Source organism: Streptomyces sp. NPDC004610 (assembly GCF_040609715.1).
In the GTDB taxonomy this organism is placed as follows: Bacteria; Actinomycetota; Actinomycetes; order Streptomycetales; family Streptomycetaceae; genus Streptomyces.
In genome coordinates this window covers 64604-90925 of the sequence record NZ_JBEXLA010000025.1, presented here as the reverse complement: position 1 = coordinate 90925, position 26322 = coordinate 64604, and the positions used below count along the sequence as shown (strand labels likewise).

The following is a 26322-nucleotide window of genomic DNA, read 5'->3' as shown; positions in this document are numbered from 1 at the left end:
ATGTCGCCGGGGCCATGACCGAGCGTCACATCACCCGCGCGGGCCAGGGCGGCGACCGGGACGTCTACGAGTACGCCCTGCTGCGGGTGGTACCGCGCCTGGAGCGCGGCGAGTGCGTCAACGCGGGCGTCCTGCTCTACTGCCGGGCGCGGGGGTACGTGGGTGCGCTCACTCACCTCGACGAGGCCCGCCTCCTCGCCCTCGACCCGGCGGTCGACGTACCCGGCGTCCGGGCCGCGCTCCGCGCGGTGGAGCGGGTGTGCGCGGGTGGCGAGGCCGCGGGCCCGGCGGCCCACGACGACCCCGGCCGCCGCTTCCGCTGGCTGGTGGCCCCCCGTTCGACGGTGGTGCAGCCGGGGCCGGTGCATACGGGGTTGACCCTGGAGCCGGAGGGCGAGCTGCGGCGGCTGGTGGATCTGCTGGTGTGGTGAGGGGACAGCCCCATGCGTTGGTACGGGAGCGGTGGTGGTGGCTGTGGTGACGGGGGTGGCGGGGGAGCGGCTTCCGGTGGTGACCGGCGGCCGGGTGGCTCGATGGCCGGGTGGCTCGATAGGCGGGTGGCCGGGTGGCCGGGTGGCCGGGTGGCCGGGTGGCCGGGTGGCCGGGCGGGCGGGCGGGCGTGCGCGGGCCTGCGCACGCGTCCGCCCGGCCCCGCCCGGAGCGCACCCGTGCCGGTAATGGATCACATCCACCCCGCGCCCCGTTGACACCGGGTGCCGGGGCTTCTAGCGTCACGTTCTGCCGAAGGTACTAAGCGGTCGCTCACCTCCAGGGTCGGGGCGGCCGTGGGAGCCGTGTCCCCGAGGGCGAGGAGCAGCCGCCATGTCCATCACCGAGCAGCGCGTAGCGATCGTCACCGGAGGTGCCCGAGGGATCGGTGCCGCCACCGCCGTACGGCTGGCCGCCGAGGGGCGGGCCGTCGCCGTGCTCGATCTCGACGAGGCCGCCTGCGCGGACACCGTGGAGAAGATCACCGCGGCCGGTGGCACCGCGCTCGCGGTCGGCTGCGATGTCGCCGACGAGGCCCAGGTCGAGGCCGCGGTCGCGCGGATCGCCGCGGAGCTGGGCGCGCCCGCGATCCTGGTGAACAACGCGGGCGTGCTCCGCGACAACCTGCTGTTCAAGATGAGCGTCTCCGACTGGGACACCGTCATGAACGTCCATCTGCGCGGCGCCTTCCTGATGTCCCGCGCCTGTCAGAAGCACATGGTCGACGCGGGCTTCGGCCGGATCGTCAACCTCTCCTCGTCCTCCGCGCTCGGCAACCGCGGCCAGGTCAACTACTCCGCCGCCAAGGCCGGTCTCCAGGGCTTCACCAAGACCCTCGCCAAGGAACTGGGCAAGTTCGGCATCACCGCCAACGCGGTCGCCCCCGGCTTCATCGCCACCGATATGACCGCCGCCACCGCCGAACGCGTCGGTATGGGCTTCGAGGACTTCAAGGCCGCCGCCGCCACCATGATCCCGGTCCAGCGCGTGGGCGAGCCCGACGACATCGCCAACGCCATCGCCTTCTTCACCGGCGACGCCGCCGGTTTCGTCTCCGGCCAGGTCCTGTACGTGGCCGGCGGGCCCCTCGACTGAGACCCCAGCGGCAACCCCCGGACTCTGGAAGGACGGACATGGACATGACGGAACTCCCGCCGCTCTCCGGCAAGGTCGCGCTGGTCACCGGCGCCAGCCGGGGGATCGGCCACGGTGTCGCCGAGGCGCTGGTCGCGCGCGGCGACCGGGTCTGCATCACCGGCCGCAACGAGGACGCCCTGCGAGAGGCCGTCGAACGGCTCGGCGCGGACCGGGCGATCGGCGTCCCGGGCAAGGCCCATGACGAGGCCCACCAGACCGTCGCCGTGGAGCGGGTGATGGAGGCGTTCGGGCGGGTCGACTTCCTGGTCAACAACGCCGGTACCAACCCGGTCTTCGGCCCGCTCGCCGATCTCGATCTGGGCGTGGCCCGCAAGGTGTTCGAGACCAATGTCGTCTCCGCCCTCGGCTTCGCCCAGAAGACCTGGCACGCCTGGCAGCGGGAGAACGGCGGCGCCATCGTCAACATCGCCTCCATCGCCGGCCTCGCCCCCTCCCCGTTCATCGGCGCGTACGGCGTCAGCAAGGCCGCGATGATCAACCTGACCGTGCAGCTGGCGCACGAGTTCGCCCCGAAGGTACGGGTCAACGCCATCGCCCCGGCGGTGGTGAAGACCAGGTTCGCCCAGGCGCTGTACGAGGGGCGCGAGGAGGAGGCCGCCGCGGCGTACCCGCTGGGCCGGCTCGGCGTCCCCTCGGACATCGGCGCCGCCGCCGCGTTCCTCACCTCCGACCAGTCGGACTGGGTGACCGGCCAGACCCTGGCGGTGGACGGGGGGCTCTTCCTCAACGCCGGGGTGGGCTGACCTCAACGCCGGGGTGGCGGCTGACCTCGACGCCGGGGTGGGCTGCTGACCTCAACGCCGCCGGGGTGGGCTGACCCCGACGCCGGGTGGGCTGCCCTCCCCGTAACGGAGGGTGTTCGCACGGCCGTTCGGGGCGGCAACCCGGTGCGGCTGTCCGGCAGGTGTCCACCCGGCGGCCCACCGGCGTCGCACCGGCGTCCCCCCGGTGTCCGATAGGGCGACCCGTGATGTCCAACCGGGCGACGAGGGCCTACTTTCGGCCATGACAACGTAGTCATTGATGAGTTGATCCATCGGCTCGTTCAACCACGCATCGCGAAGCTTTGGGCTGCGGTAGGGTCTGCCAACCCTTGGCATGGCAGATCGAGGAGCGAGCGCGTGTTCAACCGGAACCGATGCCTGCGGCCAATCGCCGCCATCGCGTCCATATCCCTGGCGGCCGGATGCGGAGTGTTGTCCGACAACGGGTCCGACGACGGCCGGCCGATCGTGGTAGGGACGACGAGCGCGCCCAGCTCGCTCGATCCGGCCGCCTCCTGGGACGGCTCCTGGGAGCTGTACCGGAACATCTACCAGACCCTGCTGAGCTACCCGAACGGAGCGACCACCCCGCAGCCCGACGCCGCCGAGAACTGCGAGTTCACCGACTCCTCCAACACGGCCTACCGCTGCACGCTCCGCGACGGCCTCACCTTCTCCGACGGGCACAAGCTCGACGCGCAGGCGGTCAAGCACTCGTTCGACCGGATCCTCAAGATCGATGTCGCCGGCGGTCCCGCCGGGCTCCTCGGCAGTCTCGAACAGGTCGACACCGAGGGCGACGACCAGGTCCTGTTCCGTCTGAAGACCTCCGACGCGACCTTCCCGTTCGTCCTGGCCACCCCGGCGATGTCGATCGTGGACCCCGAGCACTACCCGGCGGACGCCCTGCGCGAGGGCACCTCCGTCACCGGCTCCGGCCCCTACAGCCTCGCCTCGTACACCGAGAACAGCGAGGCCGAACTGGTCCGCAACGAGAGCTACAAGGGCTTCGCCGACCGCCGCAACAGCGCGGTGACCATCCGCTACTTCCAGGACTCCGGCGAGATGGTCAAGGCCCTCAAGGCCAAGCGGATCGACCTCACCTACCGGGGTCTCGCCGCCCCCGACATCGTCGATCTCCAGAGCACCGACCCCGACTCCGGGCTCCAGCTCGTGGAGGGCGCCGGGACGGACATCTCCTATCTGGTGTTCAACCCCAAGGACCCGACGGCCGCCGAGCCCGCCGTCCGCAAGGCCGTCGCCCAGGTCGTCGACCGCGCCTCCATCGCGCACAACATCTACAAGGACACCGTCGAGCCGCTGTACTCCATGGTCCCCAAGGGCCTCACCGGACACACCACCGGCTTCTTCGACGACTACGGCGACCCCGACGCCGACAAGGCCCGCGAACTGCTCACCGAGGCCGGTATCACCACCCCGGTCAAGCTGACCTTCTGGTACACCACGGACCGCTACGGCTCCGAGACCGCGATCCTCTTCAAGGAGCTGAAGCGGCAGCTGGAGGAGTCCGGCCTGTTCGAGATCACCCTGAAGAGCCGCCCCTGGAAGACCTATGTCGAGGGCTACCAGAAGGGCGAGTACCCGGTCTTCGGCCGTGGCTGGTTCCCGGACTTCCCCGACGCCGAGAACTTCATCGCCCCCTTCGTCGGCGACCAGAACGCCCTGGGCACGCCCTACCCGGCCGAGGAGATCACCACCGTCCTGCTGCCCCGCTCGCGCCGCGAGAGCGACCGCGCCCAGGTGGTGAAGGACTTCGAGGAGGCCCAGCAGATCCTGGTGGACGACGCCCGGCTGCTGCCGCTGTGGCAGGGCAAGCAGTACATCGCCGCCAGCGAGGAGATCTCCGGCGGGGAACAGGCCCTCGACCCGTCGACGATCATGATGATGTGGACGCTGTCACGCAAGACCAGCTGGTAGTCCCGGCCGATCCTCGCCCGGGGGGCCGATTGTCAGTGGCCGCCTGTAGGTTCTGGAACCAGGATCCGAGGACCACCACCGGACCACCCGAGCGGTGGGCCGGGGCCTCGAAGTGACATACAGCGTAAGGAAGTTGACGTGACCGACATCGCCATGCTGCCCGAGTCCTGGCGCGGAGTCCTGGGCGACGAGCTCCAGCAGCCCTACTTCAAGGAGCTGACGGACTTCGTGGAGGAGGAGCGGGCGAACGGCCCCGTCTACCCGCCCCGCGAGGAGGTCTTCGCCGCCCTCGACGCCACGCCGTACGACCAGGTCAAGGTCCTGATCCTCGGCCAGGACCCCTACCACGGCGAGGGCCAGGGCCACGGCCTGTGCTTCTCGGTGCGCCCGGGGGTGCGGATCCCGCCGTCGCTGCGCAACATCTACAAGGAGATGCACGCGGAGCTGGGCACCCCCATCCCGGACAACGGCTATCTGATGCCCTGGGCGAGCCAGGGTGTGCTGCTGCTCAACGCGGTGCTCACGGTCCGCTCCGGCGAGGCCAACTCCCACAAGGGCAAGGGCTGGGAGAGGTTCACCGACGCGGTGATCCGCGCGGTCGCCGACCGGCCCGACCCGGCCGTCTTCGTGCTGTGGGGCAACTACGCGCAGAAGAAGCTGCCGCTGATCGACGAGGACCGGCATGTCGTCGTCAAGGGCGCCCATCCCTCCCCGCTCTCCGCGAAGAAGTTCTTCGGCTCCCGCCCCTTCACCCAGATCGACGAGGCGGTGGCCCGCCAGGGTCACACCGCGATCGACTGGACGATCCCCGACCTCGCCTGAGTCCTGGGCAATCCTCAGCTCTGAGTCCTGAGCCGGGCCGGTCCCGTGCGGCCCGGCCCGGTCCCGCCTCAGCGTGATCGCCATCGGGGGCGGCTAGCGTCGGTGCCGGACAGTCGGCGAGTGGCGCGGAGGCCGTGATGACGGAGCGACAGGAGCAGCCGGTGCCGGATGCCGTGCTGACCCGGATCGGGCAGGGCGTCATGCTGCATCACGCGGGCGACCGCGAGGAGGCCCGGGACCGGCTGCTGCGGCTGTGGACGGAGACCGGTGAGCACGGCGACCCGCTGCACCGCTGCACCCTGGCCCACTATCTGGCCGACACCCAGGACGACCCGGCCGATGAACTCGCCTGGGACCTCAGGGCGCTGGCGGCGGCCGAGGAACTGACCGGACTGCACCCCGCCGACCATGAGCGCGCGGTCGCGGTCCGGGCGCTCTACCCCACCCTGCATCTCAACCTGGCCGCCGACTATCTGAAGCTGGACCGCGCCGACGCCGCCCGCATTCATGCGGCCCGCGCCCGCCGCGCCTGCTCCCGGCTGCCCGACGACGGCTACGGCCTCGGGCTCCGCACCACCCTCGGCCGCCTGGAGGCCCGGCTCGCCGACCTCTACGGGGATGGGGGTGGGGAATCGGGCGGGGAATCGGGCCGAGGGCGGTGTGAGGATCCGGACGGGGATCCGGACGGGGGTCGGGATGGGCATCCGGGTGGGCACGCGGATGGGAATCAGGGTGGGGATCCGGGTGAGCACCCGGATGGGGATCCGGGTGGGGACGACCGCCCGTATCGGCGGCCCTGACCGTCCAGGGCGACGGCGGTGGACCTCACCGCCCGTACGTCCGCTCGCAGATCCGTGACTCGGGGCTGTTCGGGCCCCAGCCGCCGTACTGCCGCCCCAGCGCGCAGACATCGGTCCGTCGGCGGACGTCCCTGCCGATCGAGTCGGCGAGGCCGGGCAGGGCGGTCGGTCCCCGGGTCGGCCGGGGCGCGGGGGCGGGGGTGCGCGGGCGGGGGGTGGCGCGCGGGGTCTTCGGCCGGGGTACCGGAGCCGAGGTGGACGGGGGCGGGGCGGCGGGGCGTCCGGCGGGAGCCCGGCGCCGGTCGGCGGACGGACGGGCCGGGCCGATCATCTCCAGCGCCTCACGGGCCGGTGCCTGCACGATCTGCGGCCCGGCACTGCCGTCGGGTTCCGGTACCGGCGGCCGTACCGGCGTCGCCGCCGGGGCGGGCGCGGACGGGCGGTGGACCGTCGTACAGCCGGTGAGGGCCGCGACGGCCACGGTGACCAGGAGCGTGGCGGTGGTCGTCGTTCGATGCACCTGGGCCACTCTGCTGGCTCCGGCCCGGTTCCCGGCACCGGACAGGCGCAGGATGACCCGCACGGGTGATGCCGGGGCCCGACCGGCGGGGGTGCCCGCAGGGCCGTCGGAGCGCGGGCCCCGACGACTGCCTCCATCGGTCCCGGGTGCTGCCCTCGGTCAGTCCCCCGTGCTGCCGTCGATGGCCTCGCGCAGCAGATCGGCGTGGCCGTTGTGGCGGGCGTACTCCTCGATCATGTGGGTGTGGATCCAGCGCAGGTTGAACGGCTCGTCCCCGCGATGCCGGTGCCTGCCCTTGGCCAGGTCGTCCAGGGCGAACCCGGCCGCGTGGCGGCGGGCGACGGCGATCTCCTCCTGCCAGGTGGCGTACGCCTGCTCCCAGGTGTCGGACGGGCCGGTGCGGAAGTCGCCGTCGAGGTCGTCGTCGGTGTAGTGGATCGGCGGGGCGTCCTCCCCGGCCAGCACCCTGCGGTACCAGCCGCGCTCCACGTCCGCCATGTGCCGCACCAGCCCCAGCAGGCTCAGCTCGGACGGCGGCACCGACCTGGTCTTCAGTTGTTCGTCGGTCAGGCCCTCGCACTTCGCCGCGAGGGTGGCGCGGTGGTAATCGAGCCAGCCGTCCAGCATGGTGCGCTCGTCGGCGGCCCGCGAAGGTTCATTGCGTTCGATGGTCATGGGGGCCATCCTCACCCGAGGCGGCGGGCCCTGGCCACGGCTTATCGCGGGCGGGGCCGGATCCGGGTGCCGGAGGCGTCCGCGCAGGTCAGCCGTGGTCGCCCAGCAGCCCCGCGAGCAGTTCCCGCACCCCGGCCCGCAGTTCCGCGAGGTCCGGCACCCGGGCGCTGTACGAGCCCGCCGCGCAGGTGAACATCAGCCCGTCCGCCCAGGCGATCAGCGACAGCGCGTGGCGGGCGGGGGCGGTCGAGCCCATGGCCGCGACCAGCGCGGTGAGGTGGTCGCGGAAGACGGCGCCGGTCGCGTCGTAGAAGGCGCGCAGCTCGGGGCGGCGGGTGGCCTCCAGGGCGAGTTCGTAGCGGGAGATCAGCAGATCGCGGTGGTCGGTGAGGGTGCGGTGCACGGCCAGCGCCAGCGCGTCGGCGACGGAGTCCCGGCCGCCGCGCGGATCGGGCATCTCCCCGAGCGCCAGGACCCGTGCCTCGCGTTCGGCGTGTCGGCGCACCGCCAGCTCCAGCAGGGCCTGGCGGGTGCGGGCCACATTGGAGGTGGAGCCCTGCGGCAGACCGGCGGCCTCGTCCACCGCGCGATGGGTCAGCCCCCGCATCCCGCGCTCGGCGAGCAGCGCGATGGCGGCGTCGGCGACCAGCTCGGCCCGGCCGGGGGCGGGAGCACCGGGCAGGGAGGGGGCGGCGGTCGGGGTGGTGGTGGGGGCGGCGGTGTCGGTGGCGGGGCGCTCGGGCATGAAGGCAATCTACCTCTCCCACTACACCTGTAGTAACGTTGCCGTCGCAGCGTTCACTACGGATGTAGTGAGCGGATGTGGTGAGCAGGTCGGCGTCCGAGGAGGGGCCATGCGCGAGACACCGGGGACATCAGAGCTGCCGGACACCGGCCCGCCCGGCGCCGTCCGTACCGCCCTGGTCGTCGGCGGGGGCATCGGCGGGCTCACCGCCGCCGTCGCCCTGCACCGGCGCGGGGTGCGCGTCTCGGTCCTGGAGCGCGCCCCGTCGCTGGAACCCGTCGGCTCCGCGATCTCCCTCGCGCCCAACTCCCTGCGCGCCCTGGACACCATCGGACTCGGCGACGAGATCCGCGCGCTGGCCGCCTGGCAGGGCGACGGCGGGGTGCGCGCCCCGGGCGGGCGCTGGCTCTCCCGGTCCAGCGCCGACGCGGTGGCCGAGCGGTTCGGGGGACCGCTCGTGCTGCTGCGCCGCGCCACCCTCATCGACGCCCTCGCCGCCCGGCTCCCCGAGGGCACGGTCCGCACGGCGGCGCAGGCCGTCCTCGTCGACCCCGGTGACCCGGGCGTCCCGGGCCGCCCGGCCCGCGTCCGTACCGCCGACGGCGACGAGACGGCGGCCGACCTGGTGGTGGGCGCCGACGGCATCCAGTCCGCCGTGCGCCGCGCGCTCTTCCCGGACCACCCCGGGGCCGTCTACGCCGGGTTCACCACCTGGCGGATCGTCATCCCGCTGCCCGGTGTCGCCTTCGCCGCGCACGAGACCTGGGGGCGCGGCCGGATCTGGGGCACCCAGCCCCTCAAGGACGACCGGGTGTACGCCTACGCCGCCGCCCTCGCCCCCGCCGGGGAACGCGCCGCCGACGAACGCGCCGAACTGCTGCGCCGCTACGGCGACTGGCACGACCCGATCCCGGCGATTCTGGCCGCCGCCCGCCCGGACGACGTCCTGCGCCACGACGTCCACCACCTCGCCGAGCCGCTGCCCGCCCTCCACCGCGGCCGGGTCGCGCTGCTCGGCGACGCCGCGCACGCCATGCCGCCGACCCTGGGCCAGGGCGGCAACCAGGCCATCGAGGACGCCGTCGTGCTCGCCCACCACCGCACCGACCTCACCGCCTACTCGGCCGCCCGGCTGCCGAGGACCACCCGCATCGCCCGCCAGGCGGTACGGGTCTCCCGCCTCAACCTCACCGGCAGCCGCACCGCCGTCGCCGTACGGAACGCGGCGCTGCTGGCGCTGTCGAAGGCCGCCGGGCCCGCGCTCTTCCTGAAGGGGTTCGACTCCATCGCCGACTGGCGTCCGCCCCGGGACGCGCCCACGCGGCCGGAATCCGCCGCCGCCGACCCCGTATGCTCCGAGCAGACGACGGCGGGCGAACGCCTGAACGACTGACTGACCCTGGGGAGACGGCGTGAAGGTCGGCTGCATCGGACTCGGTGACATCGCGCAGAAGGCGTATCTGCCGGTGCTCGGCGCTCAGCCCGGGATCGATCTGCACCTCCAGACCCGCACACCCGCCACCCTCCACCGGGTCGCCGACGGGCTGCGCCTGCCCGCCGCGCAGCGCCATACCACCCTGGACGACCTCCTCGCCCAGGACCTGGACGCGGCCTTCGTGCACGCGCCGACCGCCGTGCACCCCGAGATCGTGACCCGGCTGCTGGCGGCGGGCGTGCCGACGTACGTCGACAAGCCGCTCGCCTATGAACTCGCCGACTCCGAGCGGCTGGTGACGCTCGCCGAGGAGCGCGGGGTGAGCCTGGCCGTCGGCTTCAACCGGCGGCACGCGCCCGCGTACGCGCAGTGCGCCGAGCATCCGCGCGAGCTGATCGTGATGCAGAAGCACCGGGTGGGGCTGCCGGAGGAGCCGCGCGCGATGATCCTGGACGACTTCATCCATGTCGTGGACACGCTGCGCTTCCTGGTGCCCGGCGAGATCGACGATGTCGGCGTGCGGGCCCGGGTGGTGGACGGGCTGCTCCACCATGTGGTGCTCCAGCTCGCCGGGGACGGCTTCACCGCGCTCGGGGTGATGAACCGCCTCAGCGGCTCCACCGAGGAGATCCTCGACGTCTCCGGCCAGGACACCAAGCGGCAGGTGCTCAACATCTCCGATGTCATCGACCACAAGGGCCAGCCCACGCTGCGGCGGCGCGGCGACTGGGTGCCGGTGGCGCGGCAGCGCGGGATCGAGCAGGTGGCGCTGGGCTTCCTCGACGCGGTGCGCGCGGGGAAGACGCTCAGCGCCCGGGATGCGCTGGCGACGCATGAGCTGTGCGAGCGGGTGGTGCGCGCGGTGCAGGAACACGCCGCCCGGCCCTGACGCCGTGCGCGCCATGCCTGCCCTGCGTGCCGTCCGCGTCGTGAGGGCCCTCAGCGCCGCCCATGCCGCGCCGGTCGGTCATCAGCCGGGTGAGCGGGTGGTACGCGGGGTGCGGGACCGTCCCGTCGGGCCCTGATCGCCCGCAGGGCCTCCGTCGCCGCCAGTGCGGCCAGTACCAGCAGCGCCCCCTGCACCGGCCAGGCGCCGTAGCGGACGTACGGGGTGACACCGTCGGCGAGCGGCACCTCGTACACCCGGGCCGCGCTCGCGTCCGTGCCCAGGGGGCCGCCGATCCGGGTGCCGTCCGGGCCGTGGACGGCGGAGACGCCGGTCAGGGTGGCGTGCACCATCGGGCGGCCGGTCTCGGCGGCCCGCAGCGCGGCCAGCGAGGCATGCTGCTCGGGCGCCCAGCTCCGCTGGAAGGTGGAGGTCGCCGACTGGGCCACCAGCACCTGCGCCCCGTCCCCGGCCAGCGCCCGGCTCATGTCCGGGAACGCCGACTCGAAGCACACCATCGGCCCGATCCGCAGCCCGCCGCCGGCCGCCATCACCACCTGCCGGGTGCCCCGCATCCGGTCCTCGCCCGCCGCCTCGCCCACCGAGGTCGCCCAGCCCAGCAGCGACCGCGCCGGGATGTACTCCCCGAACGGCACCAGCCGCATCTTGTCGTACCGGTCCCCGGTCAGCCCGTCCGGCCCGACCAGTACGGAACTCTTGTAGATCCCCGGCAGCTCCTGCCGCCGCGCGTCCACATTGACGAGGATCTCCGCGCCGGTCGCCCGCGACAGCGCCGCCAGCCGCCCGGCCAGATCGGGCCGCTCCCCGAGATCGAACCCGACACTCGACTCCCCCCACACGATCAGATCCGCGCCCCGCCCGGCCAGCTCCCGCGTCAGCGCCTCCTCCCGGTCGAACCGCCGGTCCCCGCTGTCGGCCCCGCCCACGACCCCGGGCTGGACGACGGCCACGGCGACCCGCTCCGTCACCTCGGGGCGCGGCGCCCACGCCCAGGCGGCGGAGGTCGCGGCGGCGGTGGCGAGCAGCCCGGCGAGGGCGGGCACCCGGCCGGCCCGCACCGCGATCAGCACCGTGACCGCGACATTCACCGCCACCAGCAGAAAGCTCAGCAGCCACACTCCGCCCACCGAGGCCAGCCGCAGCGCCGGGGCCGTCTGCCACTGGCTCGCCCCGAGCATCCCCCAGGGCCCGCCGAGCCCCTGCCAGGACCGCACCAGTTCCACCATCAGCCAGCCCGACGGCAGCACCAGCAGCGCCGCGCCGACCCGCCCCGGGGAGGGCGTCCCGCCCAGGAACCGGCGCACCAGCCAGCCCCAGGGCGCCCAGAGCGCGCCCAGCAGCGCGGCGATGACGAAGGTAAAGACATGCAGATTCGGCAGCAGCCAGTGATGGACGCCCAGCATGAAGCCGAAGCCGCCCCACCAGCCGTCGTACAGCGCCCGCCGCCCGGTCGGCGCCCCGCGCGCCAGCAGCAGCCACGGCACCAGCGCCACCGGCGCCCACCACCACAGCGCCGGAGCCGGAAACGCCAGCAGCGGCAGCGCCCCCGCCCCGGCCGCGACGACCGAACGCCGCAGGCCGGAGCGGAGCGGACGCTGCGATGAGGTCATACGACGAGTGTGGCCCCGTCACCGATCGAGGTACAGGGGACCTTGATCGCCCCCGCCCACATCAAGCCACGTCAGCTCCCCTGCCGGGCTCCCTCCGTGCCCGCCGGCTCAGGGCAGCCGCCGCCACTTCTCCCGGACGACGACCTCGCTCAGCCGCCAGCCGTCACCGGTGCGCACCGCCCCGAAGCCGTAGCGCCCGCCGCAGACGAAATCGGGCACCGCCGAGGCACCCATTGGATTGACGTAGTCGGCCTGCACTCGCGCGGTGTCCCCGGTGTCCCGCTCCAGGATCTCGAAGCGCACCCTCCGGTTGACGATCAGATGCTGCCGCACCGGAAACACCAGCAGACTCTCCGCGAGCCACTCCGACACGTCCCGCGCCCCGCCCTCGATCCCGCCCGCCGAACGGTAGTCCGCCCGGCCATCGGCGGTGAACAGCTCCCGGTACGCCTCCCAGTCGCCGTCGTCGACGGCCACGGCGTAGTCGGTGATCAGTCCGTCCACGGCCATCCGGTCCATCACGGTCGCCAGCTCCACACGCTGCGTCACCTGATGAGTGTTGGACATGGGGGGTGGGGAGCCAAGGGGTGTGCAGGACATTCGGGGAGGGGGCGGTTCTGGTCGCCGGTCGAGGGTGCGGCACTCAGCCGTCGAAGCGGTGCCAGTCGGTGTCCGTGCCGGTGAGCGGAGCCAGGGCGGCGCGGTGGGTGGCACCGGCCCAGGCGCTGATGTAGCCGTCGCCCGCGTCCGCGAGGTGCAGGACCAGGCCCGGGGCGACGTAGAAGCGCGTGGGGTAGGAGGGGAGGAAGGGGGCCAGCGGTACCGGGTGGAGGTCCCTGGTGAGGCGCTCGATCTGTTCGGGGGTCGGCTCGTGCGGGAGCGCGAGGTAGTCGGCGCTCGTCGCGGCCTCGTAGAGGGCGAACTGGAGGAGGAAGCCGCTGAGCGGTTCCGCCTCGGGGACGAGGGTGCCGTCGTCGGTCTCGAACCAGACGGTGGGGTCGGGGCTGTCGTGGGGACGGCGGAGCGACCAGGTGAAGATGCCCTGGTTCTCGGTGCCGATGTCGAGGGTGCCGTCCGGGTCGGTGCGGAGGCGGACGGGTGGGAACAGGGCGTTCTGGGTGCCGAGGGCGAGCGGGCGGTCGTGGGCCAGCTCGTGGAAGTGGCGGAGGGGGCGGGGGAGTCCGGGCGGTGACGGGGGTGTGGTGCCGCCGGGCGGGGTCGGCGGGTACCAGGTGGTGAGGAAGCGGGCCAGCGCCGACGCGCGATCGCCGTTCACCTCGCCCAGCCACTCCACCCCGGGCAGCTCCGGCGCGGGCAGCGGAGGCCGGACGCGGGCCAGGGCGGACGCGGACAGCGGGGTCTCCAGCCGGAACGCGCAGTCGGTGAGAACGGCCTCGGGGCTCCCCGGGGGCAGGGTGGTGCCCGCCTGGGTCACCCTGCCGGTGCCGAGGTAGAGAACGCTGCCCTCCGGCACCCGGGCCAGGAGGTGGACGGGCGACTCGGTCCCGGTCGCGCCGCGCTCCGCGAGCGGGTCGAGCAGGCGCTGGCGCACCGGGGCCGGGGCGGGGCCGACGATCCGGACCTCCTCGGCGTTCCAGACGCCGCTGCCGCCGGGGCGGTCACCCGCCGCCACCACGACGACGGTGCCGGCGTCGCCGATGACGACGGTGGCTCCGCCGACGTGATGGTCGTCCCGTGCCGCCGCCGGGCCACCGGCGAGCGCGTACGCGTCCGCCTCGGTGAGGAGGGTGAGGGGCTGCGGGGCCTGCGCCGAGGAGCGCGTCGGAAGTTCCGCCGGGGGGTGCTCGATCATGCGCACATCATCCATCGCGCGGAAGGCCGCGGGAGTGCGGCCCCCTTACCCTTGATCGAGTTCGTCGGTCGAAGTCGATGTGGTCGAAGTCGATATGGTCGAAGTCGATATGGGGGAGTTCGTATGGCACAGCCGCCCGCCGCCCTCGTCACCGTTGTCACCGGTGGCGGCCGGGGGATCGGGGCCGCGACCTGTCTGCGGCTGGCCGCGGACGGGCATGACGTGGTCGTCGGGTACGTGCGCGACGAGCGGGCGGCGGAAGGGGTCGCCGACGGGGTGCGGGCGGCCGGGCGGCGCTGTGCGGTCGTCCGGGTCGACACCAGCGTGGAGAGCGAGGTCGACCGGCTCTTCGAGCGGGCGGAGCGGGAGCTGGGCCCGGTCACGGGCCTGGTGAACAACGCGGCGGTGACCGGCCCGCTGGGCCGCCTCGCGGACACCTCCACCGACGATCTGCGCCGGGTCGTCGACGTCAATCTCCTCGGCACGCTGCTCTGTTCCCGCCGCGCGGCCCAGCTGATGACCGGGCACGGGCGTGGCGGCGGGGCGATCGTGAACGTCTCGTCCGCCGCCGCCTCGATCGGCAGCCCCGGCGAGTACGTCCACTACGCGGCGACCAAGGCCGCGATCGACGCCCTCACCCTGGGCCTGGCCAAGGAACTCGGCCCCGACGGGGTGCGCGTCAACGCGGTGGCGCCCGGCGTCATCGACACCGGGATGCATGCCGCGATGGGGGACCCCGGGCGCGCGGCCCGGATGGCGGCCACGACGCCGCTGCGCCGCCCCGGCGACCCCATGGAGATCGCCGCCGCCATCGCCTGGCTGCTCTCGCCGGACGCCTCCTTCACCACGGGCGCGGTGCTGCGGGTGTCGGGGGGACGCTGAGGCGCGCGATCAGCGTGCGTCGGCTGCCGCGCGGAGGCGTTCGAAGGCGGTGGGGGTGGGCCGGTCGCCCAGGAAGTCCCTGATGAGCCGGGCGCAGGACGCGGGGTCGGTCGTACCGGTGTCGCACTCGATGTCGTAGACGCCGTGGGAGTGCACCTGTGCGAACTGGCGGGCGGCGAGCCCGGGGGGCCGGTCGCCGCGGAGCCGCTCCCGGCGTTCCAGCTCCGGCAGGGGGCAGTGCACGCCGACGAGGACGACATCGCGCGGGGAGAAGAGGGCGAGGCAGTCCTCAAGACGCCAGTCGGCGCTCAGTACATGGTCCATGACGACGTGGTTACCGGCGGCGGCCACGCCCGCGACCGCCCGGTGGTAGCCGCGCCAGGTGCGGTGCAGCAGAACGTCCAGGGACTCGGGCGGGACGGGGACGGGGGAGCGGAGCGCGTGGAAGGCGTCCACGGGGAGATGGAAGTACGGCTCGTCCAGGATCGGCAGCAGCTCGGCGGCGACGGCCGATTTACCGGAACTCGTCGCTCCGTTGAGGAAGATGATCAGCCCCTGGCGGGGTGGGGCGGTGGTGAGGTGCTCCATGGGAGGAGGGTGTCATGGAGGTGTGAGGGGGGCAGGGGTGTCAGGGGTGTCAGGGAGGGTGGGGCGTCTGGATTGTGGCTGATGGGGGCGTCTGGACCGGCGTCCGCGCTCAGGTCCGGCGGTGCTGCATCCCCGTGTGGCGTCGGCTCCCGCCTCCGGCGTCGCGCCCCGGTCTCACGCCGCCTCGACGATCTCCCCGCGGACCGCCGCGGCCCACTCCACCACCAGCAACTCGTACTCCGCGCGCTCCTGGACGGACAGCGAGCCGCCCGCGCGCAGCCAAAGGGCCCGGATCTGTTGGTTCACCTCGGCGGCGGAACGTACGAAACCAAGGCGCTCGGAATCTGGGGACATACGGCAAGCCTAGGGGCAAGCACTGACACAGCGCTACCGCCCGGCTACGGGGCCGGATGGGGTTTGGCCGGGATCAGCTGTTCGAATCGGCCTCGCTCCCGTCGGGCGGGAGGCTCCGCCGGGAGCAGGTCACCGTGGACCGGCGGGTTCTGATCGCGGATCACCCGCGCGGTCGTGCCGCGGCGATGCGGGAGCGGGCCGATTCCTCCTCTCAGTCCTCCACTTCACTCCTCAGGTCGGTGATGTTGGGGCCGGTGTCGGTGGTCGGCATGTCCCAGCGGAACGCTGCCTCGTTGCCGTCGACGTACAGGAGGGTGCCGCCCTCGGCCTGTTCGGGTGTGAGGTCGAAGACCTCGTTGCGCCACTGGTAGGTGCCGGGCTGGACGGGGTCGGAGTTCTGGAATCTGTCGAGGGTGACCGTGGTGGAGTTGCCGCTGTCCCAGCCGATCATCTCGCCGTCGGGGGCGATCCAGGACCAGCCGCCGCCGGTGATGGGGGCGAGGGAGTCGGCGGCGGCGCCGGTCGTCGCCTCGGCCTTCCATGCGATGACCACGAACACCCCGTTCGCGGCGGGTTCCCCGTGCGCCTCCTCGGCGAACACGACGCTGTCCGGGGTGATCCGGAGGACACCGGTGCCGCCGTCGCCGATCGTCTCGGCCGGGTCACCGAGCCCCAGGCTCTTCGGTGCCTCGGCTTGGGCGTCGGCTTGGGTGTCGGCGGCGGTGGGCGCGTCGGCGGGCTGTGGGTCTGCCGCGATGGAGTCGCCGTTGTCGCTGCCCCCGCAGGCGGTGAGGGCCGCGAGGAGGAGGGCTGTGGTGGCGATGGTGGTGCGGATGCGCATGGTCTCCCCTGGGTGAATGTCGTTTCACCGTAGGGGAGTTGTGAGGGATGTGTGTGCTTGTGATCAAGATGTGACGCACGGTCGCCGTACCCGGATACGGCGACGGCCTCGCGGCTGCCGGTCGTCTCGCTCCAGCCGCCTCGGGGGAGGGCCACTTCCTTCGCCTCGGGGGAGGGCCGCTCCCTTCGCCTCGGAGGAGGGCCGCTCCCGCCGCCTCGGGGAAGAGCCGCCCTCGTGGGGTCCGGGTACGCTCGCCGCATGATTCGTGCGGTGATCTTTGACGTGGGCGAAACGGTCACGCGGGACGATCGCTACTGGGCGTCCTGGGCCGACTGGCTCGACATCCCGCGCCACACGCTCTCCGCCCTCGTCGGTGCCGTCGTCGCCCAGGGCCACGACAACGCCGAGGCGCTGCGCCTGCTCCGGCCCGGTATCGACATCGCGGCCGAGTACGCCGCCCGCGAGGCCGCTGGACGGGGCGAGCGCCTCGATGAGAGCGACCTGTATGACGATGTCCGCCCGGCGCTCGCAGCCCTGCGCAGTGTCGGTGTGCGCGTCGTCATCGCGGGCAACCAGACCACCCTCGCGGGTGAGCTCCTCCGCGGTCTCGATCTGCCCTCTGACCTCATCATCACTTCCGGCGACCTCGGAGTGGCCAAACCGGACGCGGAGTTCTTCGCCCGCGTGCTGGCCGCCGCCGACCTGGACGCGTCGTCGTCTCTCTACGTAGGCGACCACCCGGCCAATGACATCGGCCCGGCGCGGGCTGCCGGACTGCTCACCGCGCACCTGCGCCGCGGTCCCTGGGGGAACCTGTGGGCCGACGCCCCGGAGGCTGCCCAAGCCGACTACCACATCGGCAGCCTCGGCGAACTGGCGAGCATCGTCTCCCGCTGACCCTCCCCGACGTACCCCCACACACCGATACGGTGGCCCTTAACGGACAAAGGGGTCGGCATGTCTTCGCGTGAGGTCGGCAAGCGGATCGCGTACTACCGAAGCGTCAGCCGCCCGCCGATGACGCAGCGTCAGCTGGCCGACACGGCCGGGGTCGCGCTGGGCACGATCCGCAAGATCGAGCGAGGGGAACGCGGAGCAGGCGCCGCTGTGCTGGACGCGATCGCCGACGCCCTCGGAGTCGACCCGAGCGAGCTGCTGTCGGATCGGGACGCCGCACGGACTCGGGTGCATGACGCGCTGCCGTTCCTGTCGGACTCCATCGCCGCGTACGACCGGCCCGACGACGGGCCGGTACGGCCACTCTCCGCACTGCACAGGGCAGTCGAGGAGGCTGAGGGTTGGCGGCTGGCCGCGCGCTACACGCCGATCGCCCAGAGGCTTCCTGCTCTGCTCGCTGAGCTGCTGCGTGGCCACAACTCCGAGTCATCCGGGCGGAGCGACTGGTCTGCCCTGGTCGTCCGTGCCGCCCGCTCCGCTGATGCGGTCGCGTACAAGTTCGGGGCCCGCGACCTGTCTGCACGGATGATCGAGCTGATGCGGTGGGCCGTGCCGGAGGCCGGGGACCCGCTGCTCGCGTCGTCCGTCGCCTACGTGCGCACGGAAACCTTCTTCGCGGCTCGCGCCCATGCCGTCGGCCTGCGCGCGCTGGAGGCGGCTATCGATTCGTCACCGGCCCCGGACGACGTGCCGTCAGCCGCATCACGCGGAGCCCTGCATATGCGGGCGGCGGTCATCGCAGGGCGCGCCGCGAACGCAGAGTCCGCCACGCTCCACCTGTCCGAGGCGCGGAAGCTGGCCAGGGGAGTGAAGGAGGACATCTACCTCGGCACCGCGTTCGGCCCGGACTCCGTCCGCATCCACGAGGTCTCGGTCGCAGTCAGTCTCGGCAACGACCACGTAGGGCGGGCTCTGGACGTGGCCCGGGAGTGGGGGCCGCCTACGTCGCTGCCTGCCGAGCGTCGGTCGGGGTTCTCCATCGAGATGGCCCGCGCACAGCTCTGGGCGGGCCGTGCTGACGCGGCGTTCGAGGCGCTGAAGGTTGCGAGGGAGATCGCGCCGCAGCACACCCGCGAGCACCCTTGGGTGCGGCAGGACGCTGCGACGCTGCGACGGCTGAAGCGGGCGGGCGCGGATGACCTGACGGCCTTCGCGCAATGGTGCGCCGCTACCTGATACCGGGGTACCCCGCACCGGGGTACTTGTGCCCTTCCGGACGGTCCACCATCTGTCTCACGCGCAAGACCGAGCAGATGGGGACGGGACCCGGGATGCCTGAGGTGCCCCTGCTCCCTCCGACGGTTGTCGGCCGCAGCGTGAGCATCGCTCGCCTTCACGGGCCGGCCTGCTTCCACTGCGGGGCTGTCTCCGGTCCTTTGCGCGAGTCAGGGAGGGCCGTGATACGCGGCACGACTCGGGTGTGGCCGGTCGTCACATGCGGGTGCCGTGATATCGACCCCCAGGCTGGAAGAGGCCCCGGCGACCGCCGCCACGGTCCCGGGGCATGGCCGACCACGAAGGAGTCGACATGGCGCACGGTACCGCCCGGCCGACCGAGGGAGCGACCCCGTGACGAGCACCACCCATGACATCCCGGCCGACGTACTGACGCTGCTCGCCCTCCCCGCACTGGCCGCGCTCACGCCCGACCAGGAGCGCGGCGCCGTCTGCGTCTGGGGTCGGAGCGAGGCCCCCCTCACCACAATGACGGCCATCAACCTCGGCGAACAGCAGACCGACGGGCGCCACTGGTTCCCCCGCGCCTGCCGCCCCCACACCGGAGCCCACGCCTACCGCGCCCTGATGGACCACGCCCCCCAGTGCAGGCCCTGTATCCAGGACGCGATCGCCTGCCCCACCGGCATCGCCCTCCGCCGCCTCATGCGAGCCGCGAGGAGGACCGTATGAGCCGCCGCCACCAAGAACCCCCGGTCGTCCTCGGGCTGCCCCTGCCACCCCCCGACTGCCGGCACTGCGCCGGTCTGATGCACGAACGCGCGCAGGCGATCGCCGAGCACGACGGATCCCGGGCCACGGATCTGACGGTGCTCATCGACCGGCACCACCCGCTCGCCGCCGGCTCCCGGACCACGCGGTGACCGGCACCGGCTGGGAGCTGTACGGCGACGGCCACCAGCAGCGCGCCGTGACCGACATCCAGCACACGCCCGCCCAGCGGGCCTACCTCGCGTACGAGACCCACCGCCGGGACTGCGGCACCTGCTCCACGGACTGCCCGACGGCCGCCGAACTGTGGGGCGCGTACCTCACCGCGAAGTACGCGGCGGCACCGTGACCACCTCCCGCCCCCTGGTCGGCGGGGGCGGGAGGTGCCCGACGCCCGACCGTCGGGGTCGCACTCGGGGCGGGAGGGCTGCTGGTGCCGTCCCGGTGTCCACGCTCATGGCAGGACACCGGGACGGTGCAGGCCGACCGTTCAGCGCACGAGATCAGCGAGAGGGACGCCGAGCGCGTCGGCGATCAGCGGCAGTTCGGTGACGCCGGGTTCGGTGACCGCGTTCTCCCATCGGGAGATGGGCTTGTTGTCGCGGCCGATGCGTTCGCCGAGTTGGAGCTGGGAGAGGCCGGTGCCGTCCTGGACGGTCCCAGCGCCCTCTCACCCCGCCGATTCCGCCGCATGCGGGCTCAGCACACCCGTCATCACCAGCAGAATGATGATGATCCCCAGCGCGATCCGGTACCAGACGAACGGCATGAACGACTTCGTGCTGATGTACTTCATGAACCACGCGATAACCGCATATCCCGTTACAAACGCGACAATCGTCGCGAAGATGGTCGGGCCCCAGGTCACATGCCCGCCCTCCATCGCGTCGCTCAGTTCGAACAGGCCCGACGCCAGCACCGCCGGGATCGCGAGGAGGAACGAGTAGCGGGCGGCGGCCTCGCGGTTGTAGCCCATGAAGAGGCCACCCGTGATCGTCGCGCCGGAGCGGGAGACACCGGGGATCAGGGCGCACGCCTGGCAGAGGCCGAAGATAAGGCCGTCCTTGGCGTTGAGATCCTGGAGGCCCTTGCGCTGCTTGGGCGCGCGATGCCGCCCGCCCGTCTCGTCGCGCGCCGCCATCCGGTCCGCGATGCCGATGATGATGCCGACGACGATCAGCATCGTCGCCGTGATCCGCAGATCCCGGAACGGCCCCTCGATCTGGTCCTTGAGCGTCACCCCGAGCACACCGATCGGGATCGAGCCGATGATCACCAGCCAGCCCATCTGGGCGTCATGGTCCCGCCGCCACTCCTTGCTGTAGAGCGAGCGGCACCAGGCGAGCACGATCCGCCCGATGTCCTTGCGGAAGTAGATCAGCACCGCGACTTCCGTGCCGATCTGCGTGATCGCCGTGAAGGCCGCCCCGGGGTCCTCCCAGCCGGAGAACGCCGCCGTCAGCCGCAGATGCGCGCTGGAGGACACGGGAAGGAATTCGGTCAGCCCCTGGACGAGTCCGAGGATGAGTGATTCGAACCAAGACATGAAAGTAGGGAGTCCAAGTGCCGATCGTGCAACGGGCGACGGACACACCGACACACGCCCATGCGGGTGATCAGGTGTGGTGGAGGCAGCGTAGCGTCCCGCCCGGCACACGCCCCACACAGGGCCTTCGTACGCCCTTCGCCCTTACGGCCGTTGTCCGTCCGGACCCCGCTTGCCACTCCACCCCCGGTTCGCAACGGCCCCGCGCCCTCGCCCCTCGCCCCGCCGCCCTCGCCCCTGCCTCACGCCCCCGCCCCGCACCCCCTCCTCACGCCGCCGCCGTCGGACCCGTCACCCCCCACCCCGCCACCTGCGGCCGGGCCTTCAGATCCTCGTGGTGGACCTGCTCGCCGCACCCCCGGCAGACCACCTCCGGCACCAGCTCCCGGCCGCAGCTGTGCTCGATGATCATCGGCCGGTCGCCGTCGGGGCGCAGATGGCGGTCGCCCCACGCCATCAGGGTCATCAGCACCGGCTCCAGCTCCAGACCCGCCTGCGTCGGCCGGTACTCGAACCGCTGCGGACGCTCGCTGTACGCCCACTTGGTGAGGATCCCGGCGTCCACCAGGCGGCGCAGCCGGGTGGCGAGGATGTCGCGGGGGGCGCCGATGTTCCGTACCAGCTGGTCGAACCGGCCGTTGCCGAGGCAGACCTCGCGCAGCACGAGCAGCGAGTACTTCTCGCCGACCAGCGCGAGCGCGTCGGCGATGGAGCAGGGGCGGGCGTCTTTTCGGGCGGCCATGGGGTCAGTGTAGTGAGGGTTTGATTTTCCAACCAGCAGGGCTAGGGTGGGTTGGGAAATCCTACTCACTGGGGGCGGTGCAGGCGTCGCCGCCGCCCGGCCCTGGAGGCCCGCCCATGCGTGACGCAGTCGTCGTCGAAGCCGTACGCACCCCCATCGGCAAGGGCCGCCCCGGCGGTGCCCTCGCGCACCTCCACCCCGTCGAACTCCTCGCCCACACCCTGCGCACCCTCGTCCAGCGCTCCGGCATCGACCCCGCGCTCATCGACGACGTCATCGGCGGCACCGTCGACCAGGTCGGCGAGCAGGCCATGAACACCACCCGGTACGCGGTCCTCTCCGCCGGGTTCCCGGAGACCGTCCCCGCCACCACCGTCGACCGGCAGTGCGGCTCCTCCCAGCAGGCCGTGCACTTCGCCGCCCAGGGCGTGCTGTCGGGCGCGTACGACGCCGTCGTCGCCTGCGGGGTGGAGTCCATGAGCCGCGTGCCGATGTGGTCGAACGTGCCGCCCGGCGCCGATCCCTTCGGGCCCGGTGTCGCCGCCCGCTACCCGGAGGGACTCGTACCGCAGGGCATCAGCGCCGAGCTGATCGCCGCCAAGTGGTCCCTCACCCGGGAACGGATGGACGCCTTCGCCGCCGAGTCCCACCGCCGGGCGGCCGACGCGTGGGCCGCCGGACGGTTCGACGCGGAGGTCGCTCCGCTGGACGGCGTCACCCGGGACGAGTCCGTACGGCCCGGCACCACCCCCGAGATCCTCGCCGGGCTCCGCCCCGCCTACCTCGACCCCGGCTTCGCCGAGCGCTTCCCGCAGATCGAGTGGAACGTCACCGCAGGCAACGCCAGCCCCATCAACGACGGCGCCTCCGCCGTGCTGATCATGTCCGGCGACACCGCCGCCCGGCTCGGTCTGCGCCCGCTCGCCCGGCTGCACAGCTTCGCCGTCACCGGCTCCGACCCCCTCCTGATGCTCACCGGGGTCGTCCCCGCCACCGAGAAGGTGCTGCGCCGGGCCGGGCTCACCCTCGGTGACATCGACCTCTTCGAGGTCAACGAGGCGTTCGCCAGTGTCGTCCTGACCTGGCAGCAGGAGACCGGCGCCGATCTGGGGAGGGTCAATGTCAACGGGGGTGCCATTGCCCTGGGGCATCCGCTGGGCGCCAGCGGGACCCGGCTGACCACCACGCTGGTCCACGCCCTGCGCGAGCGCGGGGCGCGCTACGGCCTCCAGACCATGTGCGAGGCGGGCGGCCTCGCCAACGCGATGATCCTGGAAGCCCTCTGAGCCCCCCAGCCGTCCGGCTGTGCGCTGCCGCTCAGCCCCCCTGCCGGTCGTCCGCCCTCGCGCACACCGGGGCCACGCCCGTCCCCGTCCCGTCCTTCGCCGCCGGGCGGCCCCGCACATGGTGGCGCTTGCGCCAGGCCATCACCGCGCCCGCCAGGCCCGGTACGGCGATACAGGCCAGGGCGATCAGAAAGGCGGGCGAGGTGGGTGCCGAGGCACGCGCCCCGGCGACGACATACGCGGCGGTGTTCGGGATCGACCCCAGCGCCGTCGCCAGCAGGAACGGGAACCAGCCCATCCGGGACACCGCGGCGCAGTAGTTCGCCGCCCAGAACGGCACACCCGGGAACAGCCGTACCGCCAGCATCGAGCGGAAGCCATGGCGGCTGAACTGGCCGTCGACCGCGGTCAGCAGCCGCCCCCGCAGCAGCGGGCGCAGCGCGTCCTGGCCCAGCGTCCGGCCCAGCCCGAAGGCGAGGGCGGCGCCGATCACCGAACCCGCCACGGCCGTGGCGATGCCCACCTGCGACCCGAACAACGCGCCCGCGGCCAGATTCAGCAGCGGGCGCGGTACGAACGCCACCGTGACCAGGCCGTACGCCGCGGCGAAGACCAGCGCGGCGAGGAGCCCGCCGAGCTGGGGCGGCCAGCCCTCCCGCAGCAACCGCTGCGGCTCGAAGAGCAGGACGGTCGCCCCCGCCCCCACCAGCAGCGCGACCAGCAGGGCGAACCGGGCCCAGGGCGAGAGCAGCGCTCTGGCGCAGCGGACGGCGAGGGTGGGGCGCAGGGGCACGGCACCGGCGGGGAGGGCGGTGGTGTGCGCGAGTCCGGTGGGCGCGGCCGGGGGTGCGGCCGTGCCGGTGCCCCCAGAACGGGTGGTGGCATCGAACAAGTGAACTCCCGGAGTTTCCCGAGGACGGAGTTCCCCGAGGACGGGGATCCTGAAAAGCGGGGATCCCGACGGCGGGGATCCCGATGGCGCGGGGGCGTCGCGGACGCGTGCCGGGGAAGCAGGCCCTTGTCCACGATCCCACAGGGGTCACGTCTGTATACGCGATTGTCCTATGGCTGGTTCGCTTCGCCCACTTGTGAGAAGCGGCACAGTCGCTCACGCACCGGTCCGGCGGAGCGGCGTCCCGCACCGGGATCGGGGCCGGGCGGGGGCACCGTTGTCGCCGTATCGTTCGTCCATGGGCGGCGGAGCGAAGGACGGACGCGCGGACGCGGGCGCGGTGCCGCGCAGTGCGCTCGCGGACACCCTGCTGGAGCGGCTCACCGCCGTCTACCCGGCCGCCGCCGACCCGGGGCGGGCCGTGGCCATGCGGGCGTACATGAAGGACATCGCCCCCTTCCTCGGCCTCACCACACCGGTCCGGCGGGCGCTGTCCCGCACGGTGCTGGCCGGGACGCCCCGCCCCGGCGAGGCCGACTGCACCGCCGTCGCCCTGCGGTGCTGGGCGCTGCCCGAGCGCGAGTACCAGTACTTCGCCGTCGACTACCTCCGCCGCCACACCGCGCGCTGCTCCTCCGCCTTCCTCCCGGTGGCCCGGCGGCTGATCACCACCGGCTCCTGGTGGGACACCGTCGATCTGCTCGCCGTCCATGTCGTGGGCGCCCTGGTGGCCGCCGATCCCCGGCTCAGCGCCGAGATGGACCGCTGGATCGCCGACGACGACCTCTGGGTCGCCCGCACCGCCCTGCTCCACCAGCTCCGCTACCGGGAACGGACCGACACCGAGCGGCTCTTCGGCTACTGCCTGCGCCGCTCCGGCCACCCCGACTTCTTCGTCCGCAAGGCCATCGGCTGGGCGCTGCGCGAGTACGCCAAGACCGACCCGGACGCCGTACGGGACTTCCTGGCGCGGGAACGGGACCGGTTCGCGCCGCTCTCGGTCCGGGAGGCCCTCAAGAACATCGGGGAGTAGGTGGGGGAGGCGGTTCCTCCCGGCGGCCCGGCCGGGAAAATCGTTCGACCGCGGGGGCTCCGTCGGCGATGCTCTCTCCTATGTTCCGGTACGCCTTCCTTCTCGCCGCATCCGCCGCCGCGGATGTTCCGAAGGCTGCCGTCCAGGTTCTTCTGGCCGCTGTCGACGGCGCCCGAAGCTGACCCTCCCCGGAACGACCGGCGGACCCCGCAGGGGGAGGGTCGGCCGGAGTCCGGGGTCCCGTCTTCCACCTCCCTGAGGCCCTGCCGGGTCTCATCAGGCTTCGAGGAACCGCCATGTCCAAGACGGCGTACATCCGCACCAAACCGCATCTCAACATCGGCACCATGGGCCATGTCGACCACGGCAAGACCACGCTCACCGCCGCCATCACCAAGGTCCTCGCCGAGCACGGCTCCGGCACCTTCGTGCCCTTCGACCGGATCGACCGCGCCCCGGAGGAGGCGGCCCGCGGCATCACCATCAACATCGCGCACGTCGAGTACGAGACCGACACCCGGCACTACGCGCATGTCGACATGCCCGGCCACGCCGACTACATCAAGAACATGGTCACCGGCGCCGCCCAGCTCGACGGGGCGATCCTGGTGGTGTCCGCGCTGGACGGGATCATGCCGCAGACCGCCGAGCACGTCCTGCTCGCCCGGCAGGTGGGCGTCGACCACATCGTCGTCGCCCTCAACAAGGCCGACGCGGGCGACGAGGAGCTGACCGACCTGGTCGAGCTGGAGGTCCGCGACCTGCTCACCCGCAACGGCTACCCGGGCGACGCGGTACCGGTCGTACGGGTCTCCGGGCTCGGCGCGCTGGAGGGCGACCCGCGCTGGACCGCGTCCGTCGAGGCGCTGCTCGACGCGGTGGACACCTATGTGCCGCTGCCCGAGCGGTATCTCGACGCCCCGTTCCTGCTACCGGTGGAGAACGTGCTCACCATCACCGGGCGCGGCACGGTCGTCACCGGCGCCGTCGAGCGCGGCACGATCCGGATGGGCGACCGGGTGGAAGTGCTCGGCGCGGAGCTGGAGTCCGTCGTCACCGGGCTGGAGACCTTCGGCAAGCCCATGACGGAGGCGCAGGCCGGGGACAATGTGGCGCTGCTGCTGCGCGGGGTGCCCCGGGACGCGGTGCGACGCGGGCATGTCGTCGCCGCGCCGGGCAGCGTGGCGCCCAGTCGGCGGTTCACCGCCCAGGTGTATGTGCTGTCGGCCCGCGAGGGCGGGCGGACGACACCGCTGGTCACCGGGTACCGGCCGCAGTTCTACATCCGCACCGCGGATGTCGTCGGGAACGTGGACCTCGGCGAGGCCGGGGTCGCCCGCCCCGGGGACACGGTCACCATGACCGTGGAGCTGGGCCGGGACGTACCGCTGGAGGCCGGACTCGGGTTCGCCATCCGGGAGGGCGGCCGGACGGTGGGGGCGGGGACGGTGACGTCCCTGCTGTGACCGAGGTGACCTCCCGAGGGAGGTGAGAGGGGGATGTGCGTGGGGGATGTGCGTGGGGGGATCGCGGGCCGGTCGGGACCGGGCGCGATCCCCCCACGCCGCCTCCGCACAA

The 26322-nt window shown here is 72.8% G+C and carries 28 protein-coding genes and 2 pseudogenes; 17 read left to right on the top strand and 13 right to left on the bottom strand.

What is annotated here, in order from left to right; genetic code table 11:
* Positions 1-14 precede the first annotated feature (14 nt).
* From ABZX40_RS26210 to ABZX40_RS26185, 6 genes and pseudogenes are all read left to right on the top strand, one after another.
* Positions 15-431, top strand: a complete 417-nt coding sequence (locus tag ABZX40_RS26210) for a DUF3037 domain-containing protein (protein ID WP_355743449.1) — start codon at positions 15-17, stop codon at positions 429-431.
* Between the two features lie 391 nt (positions 432-822).
* Positions 823-1584 (top strand): 3-oxoacyl-ACP reductase FabG, encoded by a 762-nt coding sequence (fabG, locus tag ABZX40_RS26205; protein ID WP_355743306.1) that lies wholly within the window; start codon positions 823-825, stop codon positions 1582-1584.
* A gap of 44 nt (positions 1585-1628) precedes the next feature.
* Positions 1629-2390: an SDR family oxidoreductase gene (locus ABZX40_RS26200; RefSeq protein ID WP_355743304.1), complete on the top strand. Its 762-nt coding sequence runs from the start codon at positions 1629-1631 to the stop codon at positions 2388-2390.
* Between the two features lie 378 nt (positions 2391-2768).
* Positions 2769-4349: an ABC transporter substrate-binding protein gene (locus tag ABZX40_RS26195; RefSeq protein ID WP_355743302.1), complete on the top strand. Its 1581-nt coding sequence runs from the start codon at positions 2769-2771 to the stop codon at positions 4347-4349.
* 138 nt (positions 4350-4487) lie between these two features.
* Positions 4488-5171: a uracil-DNA glycosylase gene (ung, locus tag ABZX40_RS26190; protein ID WP_355743299.1), complete on the top strand. Its 684-nt coding sequence runs from the start codon at positions 4488-4490 to the stop codon at positions 5169-5171.
* A gap of 137 nt (positions 5172-5308) precedes the next feature.
* A pseudogene (locus ABZX40_RS26185) lies at positions 5309-5779 on the top strand (hypothetical protein); the annotation flags it as partial.
* 217 nt (positions 5780-5996) lie between these two features.
* On the opposite strand, the gene ABZX40_RS26180 reads toward ABZX40_RS26185, so the two are convergent.
* From ABZX40_RS26180 to ABZX40_RS26170, 3 genes are all read right to left on the bottom strand, one after another.
* Positions 5997-6491, bottom strand: coding sequence for a hypothetical protein (locus ABZX40_RS26180; RefSeq protein ID WP_355743297.1), 495 nt, complete (start codon positions 6489-6491; stop codon positions 5997-5999).
* Positions 6492-6650: 159 nt separating this feature from the next.
* Complete coding sequence (locus ABZX40_RS26175; RefSeq protein ID WP_355743296.1) at positions 6651-7166, bottom strand: DinB family protein; 516 nt, start codon at positions 7164-7166, stop codon at positions 6651-6653.
* An 88-nt stretch (positions 7167-7254) separates the two neighbouring features.
* On the bottom strand, positions 7255-7911 hold the full coding sequence (locus ABZX40_RS26170; protein WP_355743294.1) for a TetR/AcrR family transcriptional regulator: 657 nt from the start codon (positions 7909-7911) through the stop codon (positions 7255-7257).
* Positions 7912-8020: 109 nt separating this feature from the next.
* Here ABZX40_RS26170 and ABZX40_RS26165 point away from each other — a divergent pair, with 109 nt between their 5' ends.
* A complete protein-coding gene (locus ABZX40_RS26165) occupies positions 8021-9304 on the top strand; it encodes an FAD-dependent monooxygenase (RefSeq protein WP_355743292.1) in 1284 nt (427 codons plus the stop codon).
* A 19-nt stretch (positions 9305-9323) separates the two neighbouring features.
* Positions 9324-10235 carry a Gfo/Idh/MocA family oxidoreductase gene (locus ABZX40_RS26160; RefSeq protein ID WP_355743290.1) on the top strand — a complete coding sequence of 304 codons (912 nt, stop codon included), beginning with the start codon at positions 9324-9326 and terminating at the stop codon, positions 10233-10235.
* Positions 10236-10285: 50 nt separating this feature from the next.
* On the opposite strand, the gene lnt is transcribed toward ABZX40_RS26160, so the two are convergent.
* From lnt to ABZX40_RS26145, 3 genes are all read right to left on the bottom strand, one after another.
* Positions 10286-11863 (bottom strand): apolipoprotein N-acyltransferase, encoded by a 1578-nt coding sequence (gene lnt, locus ABZX40_RS26155; protein WP_355743288.1) that lies wholly within the window; start codon positions 11861-11863, stop codon positions 10286-10288.
* 108 nt (positions 11864-11971) lie between these two features.
* Entirely contained in the window at positions 11972-12412 is a 441-nt protein-coding gene (locus ABZX40_RS26150) for a nuclear transport factor 2 family protein (RefSeq protein WP_355743286.1), read from the bottom strand.
* Positions 12413-12506: 94 nt separating this feature from the next.
* Positions 12507-13676, bottom strand: coding sequence for a hypothetical protein (locus tag ABZX40_RS26145; protein ID WP_355743284.1), 1170 nt, complete (start codon positions 13674-13676; stop codon positions 12507-12509).
* 123 nt (positions 13677-13799) lie between these two features.
* Between ABZX40_RS26145 and ABZX40_RS26140 the strand changes: the two genes are divergently transcribed.
* Entirely contained in the window at positions 13800-14558 is a 759-nt protein-coding gene (locus tag ABZX40_RS26140) for an SDR family oxidoreductase (protein ID WP_355743282.1), read from the top strand.
* A gap of 9 nt (positions 14559-14567) precedes the next feature.
* Here the strand turns inward: ABZX40_RS26140 and ABZX40_RS26135 are convergent, their stop codons facing one another.
* The 3 genes from ABZX40_RS26135 to ABZX40_RS26125 all read right to left on the bottom strand — a co-directional run bounded on the left by ABZX40_RS26135 (position 14568) and on the right by ABZX40_RS26125 (position 16341).
* On the bottom strand, positions 14568-15146 hold the full coding sequence (locus ABZX40_RS26135; protein ID WP_355743280.1) for an AAA family ATPase: 579 nt from the start codon (positions 15144-15146) through the stop codon (positions 14568-14570).
* 174 nt (positions 15147-15320) lie between these two features.
* Positions 15321-15500 (bottom strand): hypothetical protein, encoded by a 180-nt coding sequence (locus ABZX40_RS26130; RefSeq protein ID WP_355743277.1) that lies wholly within the window; start codon positions 15498-15500, stop codon positions 15321-15323.
* 211 nt (positions 15501-15711) lie between these two features.
* Positions 15712-16341, bottom strand: a complete 630-nt coding sequence (locus ABZX40_RS26125; protein WP_355743274.1) for a hypothetical protein — start codon at positions 16339-16341, stop codon at positions 15712-15714.
* Positions 16342-16599: 258 nt separating this feature from the next.
* Here ABZX40_RS26125 and ABZX40_RS26120 point away from each other — a divergent pair, with 258 nt between their 5' ends.
* From ABZX40_RS26120 to ABZX40_RS26100, 5 genes are all read left to right on the top strand, one after another.
* Positions 16600-17238, top strand: coding sequence for an HAD family hydrolase (locus tag ABZX40_RS26120; RefSeq protein ID WP_355743271.1), 639 nt, complete (start codon positions 16600-16602; stop codon positions 17236-17238).
* 60 nt (positions 17239-17298) lie between these two features.
* Positions 17299-18474, top strand: a complete 1176-nt coding sequence (locus ABZX40_RS26115) for a helix-turn-helix transcriptional regulator (RefSeq protein WP_355743268.1) — start codon at positions 17299-17301, stop codon at positions 18472-18474.
* A 393-nt stretch (positions 18475-18867) separates the two neighbouring features.
* Positions 18868-19206 carry a hypothetical protein gene (locus tag ABZX40_RS26110; protein WP_355743266.1) on the top strand — a complete coding sequence of 113 codons (339 nt, stop codon included), beginning with the start codon at positions 18868-18870 and terminating at the stop codon, positions 19204-19206.
* Positions 19203-19397: a hypothetical protein gene (locus ABZX40_RS26105; protein WP_355743263.1), complete on the top strand. Its 195-nt coding sequence runs from the start codon at positions 19203-19205 to the stop codon at positions 19395-19397. The genes ABZX40_RS26110 and ABZX40_RS26105 overlap by 4 nt, the downstream gene beginning before the upstream one ends.
* Positions 19394-19594, top strand: a complete 201-nt coding sequence (locus ABZX40_RS26100) for a hypothetical protein (protein ID WP_355743260.1) — start codon at positions 19394-19396, stop codon at positions 19592-19594. Before ABZX40_RS26105 ends, ABZX40_RS26100 begins: the two co-directional genes overlap by 4 nt.
* Positions 19595-19735: 141 nt before the next feature.
* Here ABZX40_RS26100 and ABZX40_RS26095 read toward each other — a convergent pair.
* The 3 genes and pseudogenes from ABZX40_RS26095 to ABZX40_RS26085 form a co-directional block, all read right to left on the bottom strand.
* Positions 19736-19873, bottom strand: a pseudogene (locus tag ABZX40_RS26095) (helix-turn-helix transcriptional regulator); the annotation flags it as partial.
* A 42-nt stretch (positions 19874-19915) separates the two neighbouring features.
* Positions 19916-20791 carry an undecaprenyl-diphosphate phosphatase gene (locus ABZX40_RS26090; protein WP_355743257.1) on the bottom strand — a complete coding sequence of 292 codons (876 nt, stop codon included), beginning with the start codon at positions 20789-20791 and terminating at the stop codon, positions 19916-19918.
* A gap of 268 nt (positions 20792-21059) precedes the next feature.
* Positions 21060-21533 carry a helix-turn-helix domain-containing protein gene (locus ABZX40_RS26085; RefSeq protein WP_355743255.1) on the bottom strand — a complete coding sequence of 158 codons (474 nt, stop codon included), beginning with the start codon at positions 21531-21533 and terminating at the stop codon, positions 21060-21062.
* A gap of 116 nt (positions 21534-21649) precedes the next feature.
* Here ABZX40_RS26085 and ABZX40_RS26080 point away from each other — a divergent pair, with 116 nt between their 5' ends.
* On the top strand, positions 21650-22819 hold the full coding sequence (locus ABZX40_RS26080; RefSeq protein WP_355743252.1) for a thiolase family protein: 1170 nt from the start codon (positions 21650-21652) through the stop codon (positions 22817-22819).
* A 31-nt stretch (positions 22820-22850) separates the two neighbouring features.
* Here the strand turns inward: ABZX40_RS26080 and ABZX40_RS26075 are convergent, their stop codons facing one another.
* Positions 22851-23711 (bottom strand): TVP38/TMEM64 family protein, encoded by an 861-nt coding sequence (locus ABZX40_RS26075; RefSeq protein ID WP_355743250.1) that lies wholly within the window; start codon positions 23709-23711, stop codon positions 22851-22853.
* A 298-nt stretch (positions 23712-24009) separates the two neighbouring features.
* Here ABZX40_RS26075 and ABZX40_RS26070 point away from each other — a divergent pair, with 298 nt between their 5' ends.
* Together ABZX40_RS26070 and tuf are read left to right on the top strand one after the other, a co-directional pair.
* Entirely contained in the window at positions 24010-24744 is a 735-nt protein-coding gene (locus ABZX40_RS26070; protein WP_355743247.1) for a DNA alkylation repair protein, read from the top strand.
* Between the two features lie 296 nt (positions 24745-25040).
* Positions 25041-26210 (top strand): elongation factor Tu, encoded by a 1170-nt coding sequence (gene tuf / locus ABZX40_RS26065; protein ID WP_355743245.1) that lies wholly within the window; start codon positions 25041-25043, stop codon positions 26208-26210.
* The last annotated feature ends 112 nt before the right edge of the window (positions 26211-26322 follow it).

Bases quoted from the DNA above. Each gene is read 5' to 3' on its own strand.
- ABZX40_RS26115 (WP_355743268.1), top strand. From the start codon at position 17,299: ATGTCTTCGCGTGAGGTCGGCAAGCGGATCGCGTACTACCGAAGCGTC.
- ABZX40_RS26175 (WP_355743296.1), bottom strand. From the start codon at position 7,166: ATGACCATCGAACGCAATGAACCTTCGCGGGCCGCCGACGAGCGCACC.
- ABZX40_RS26135 (WP_355743280.1), bottom strand. From the start codon at position 15,146: ATGGAGCACCTCACCACCGCCCCACCCCGCCAGGGGCTGATCATCTTC.
- ABZX40_RS26200 (WP_355743304.1), top strand. From the start codon at position 1,629: ATGACGGAACTCCCGCCGCTCTCCGGCAAGGTCGCGCTGGTCACCGGC.
- ABZX40_RS26085 (WP_355743255.1), bottom strand. From the start codon at position 21,533: ATGGCCGCCCGAAAAGACGCCCGCCCCTGCTCCATCGCCGACGCGCTC.
- ABZX40_RS26105 (WP_355743263.1), top strand. From the start codon at position 19,203: ATGAGCCGCCGCCACCAAGAACCCCCGGTCGTCCTCGGGCTGCCCCTG.
- ABZX40_RS26080 (WP_355743252.1), top strand. From the start codon at position 21,650: ATGCGTGACGCAGTCGTCGTCGAAGCCGTACGCACCCCCATCGGCAAG.
- ABZX40_RS26125 (WP_355743274.1), bottom strand. From the start codon at position 16,341: ATGCGCATCCGCACCACCATCGCCACCACAGCCCTCCTCCTCGCGGCC.
- ABZX40_RS26170 (WP_355743294.1), bottom strand. From the start codon at position 7,911: ATGCCCGAGCGCCCCGCCACCGACACCGCCGCCCCCACCACCACCCCG.
- lnt (WP_355743288.1), bottom strand. From the start codon at position 11,863: ATGACCTCATCGCAGCGTCCGCTCCGCTCCGGCCTGCGGCGTTCGGTC.
- ABZX40_RS26130 (WP_355743277.1), bottom strand. From the start codon at position 15,500: ATGTCCCCAGATTCCGAGCGCCTTGGTTTCGTACGTTCCGCCGCCGAG.
- ABZX40_RS26145 (WP_355743284.1), bottom strand. From the start codon at position 13,676: ATGATCGAGCACCCCCCGGCGGAACTTCCGACGCGCTCCTCGGCGCAG.
- tuf (WP_355743245.1), top strand. From the start codon at position 25,041: ATGTCCAAGACGGCGTACATCCGCACCAAACCGCATCTCAACATCGGC.
- ABZX40_RS26120 (WP_355743271.1), top strand. From the start codon at position 16,600: ATGATTCGTGCGGTGATCTTTGACGTGGGCGAAACGGTCACGCGGGAC.
- ABZX40_RS26090 (WP_355743257.1), bottom strand. From the start codon at position 20,791: ATGTCTTGGTTCGAATCACTCATCCTCGGACTCGTCCAGGGGCTGACC.
- ABZX40_RS26140 (WP_355743282.1), top strand. From the start codon at position 13,800: ATGGCACAGCCGCCCGCCGCCCTCGTCACCGTTGTCACCGGTGGCGGC.
- ABZX40_RS26210 (WP_355743449.1), top strand. From the start codon at position 15: ATGACCGAGCGTCACATCACCCGCGCGGGCCAGGGCGGCGACCGGGAC.
- ABZX40_RS26165 (WP_355743292.1), top strand. From the start codon at position 8,021: ATGCGCGAGACACCGGGGACATCAGAGCTGCCGGACACCGGCCCGCCC.
- fabG (WP_355743306.1), top strand. From the start codon at position 823: ATGTCCATCACCGAGCAGCGCGTAGCGATCGTCACCGGAGGTGCCCGA.
- ABZX40_RS26070 (WP_355743247.1), top strand. From the start codon at position 24,010: ATGGGCGGCGGAGCGAAGGACGGACGCGCGGACGCGGGCGCGGTGCCG.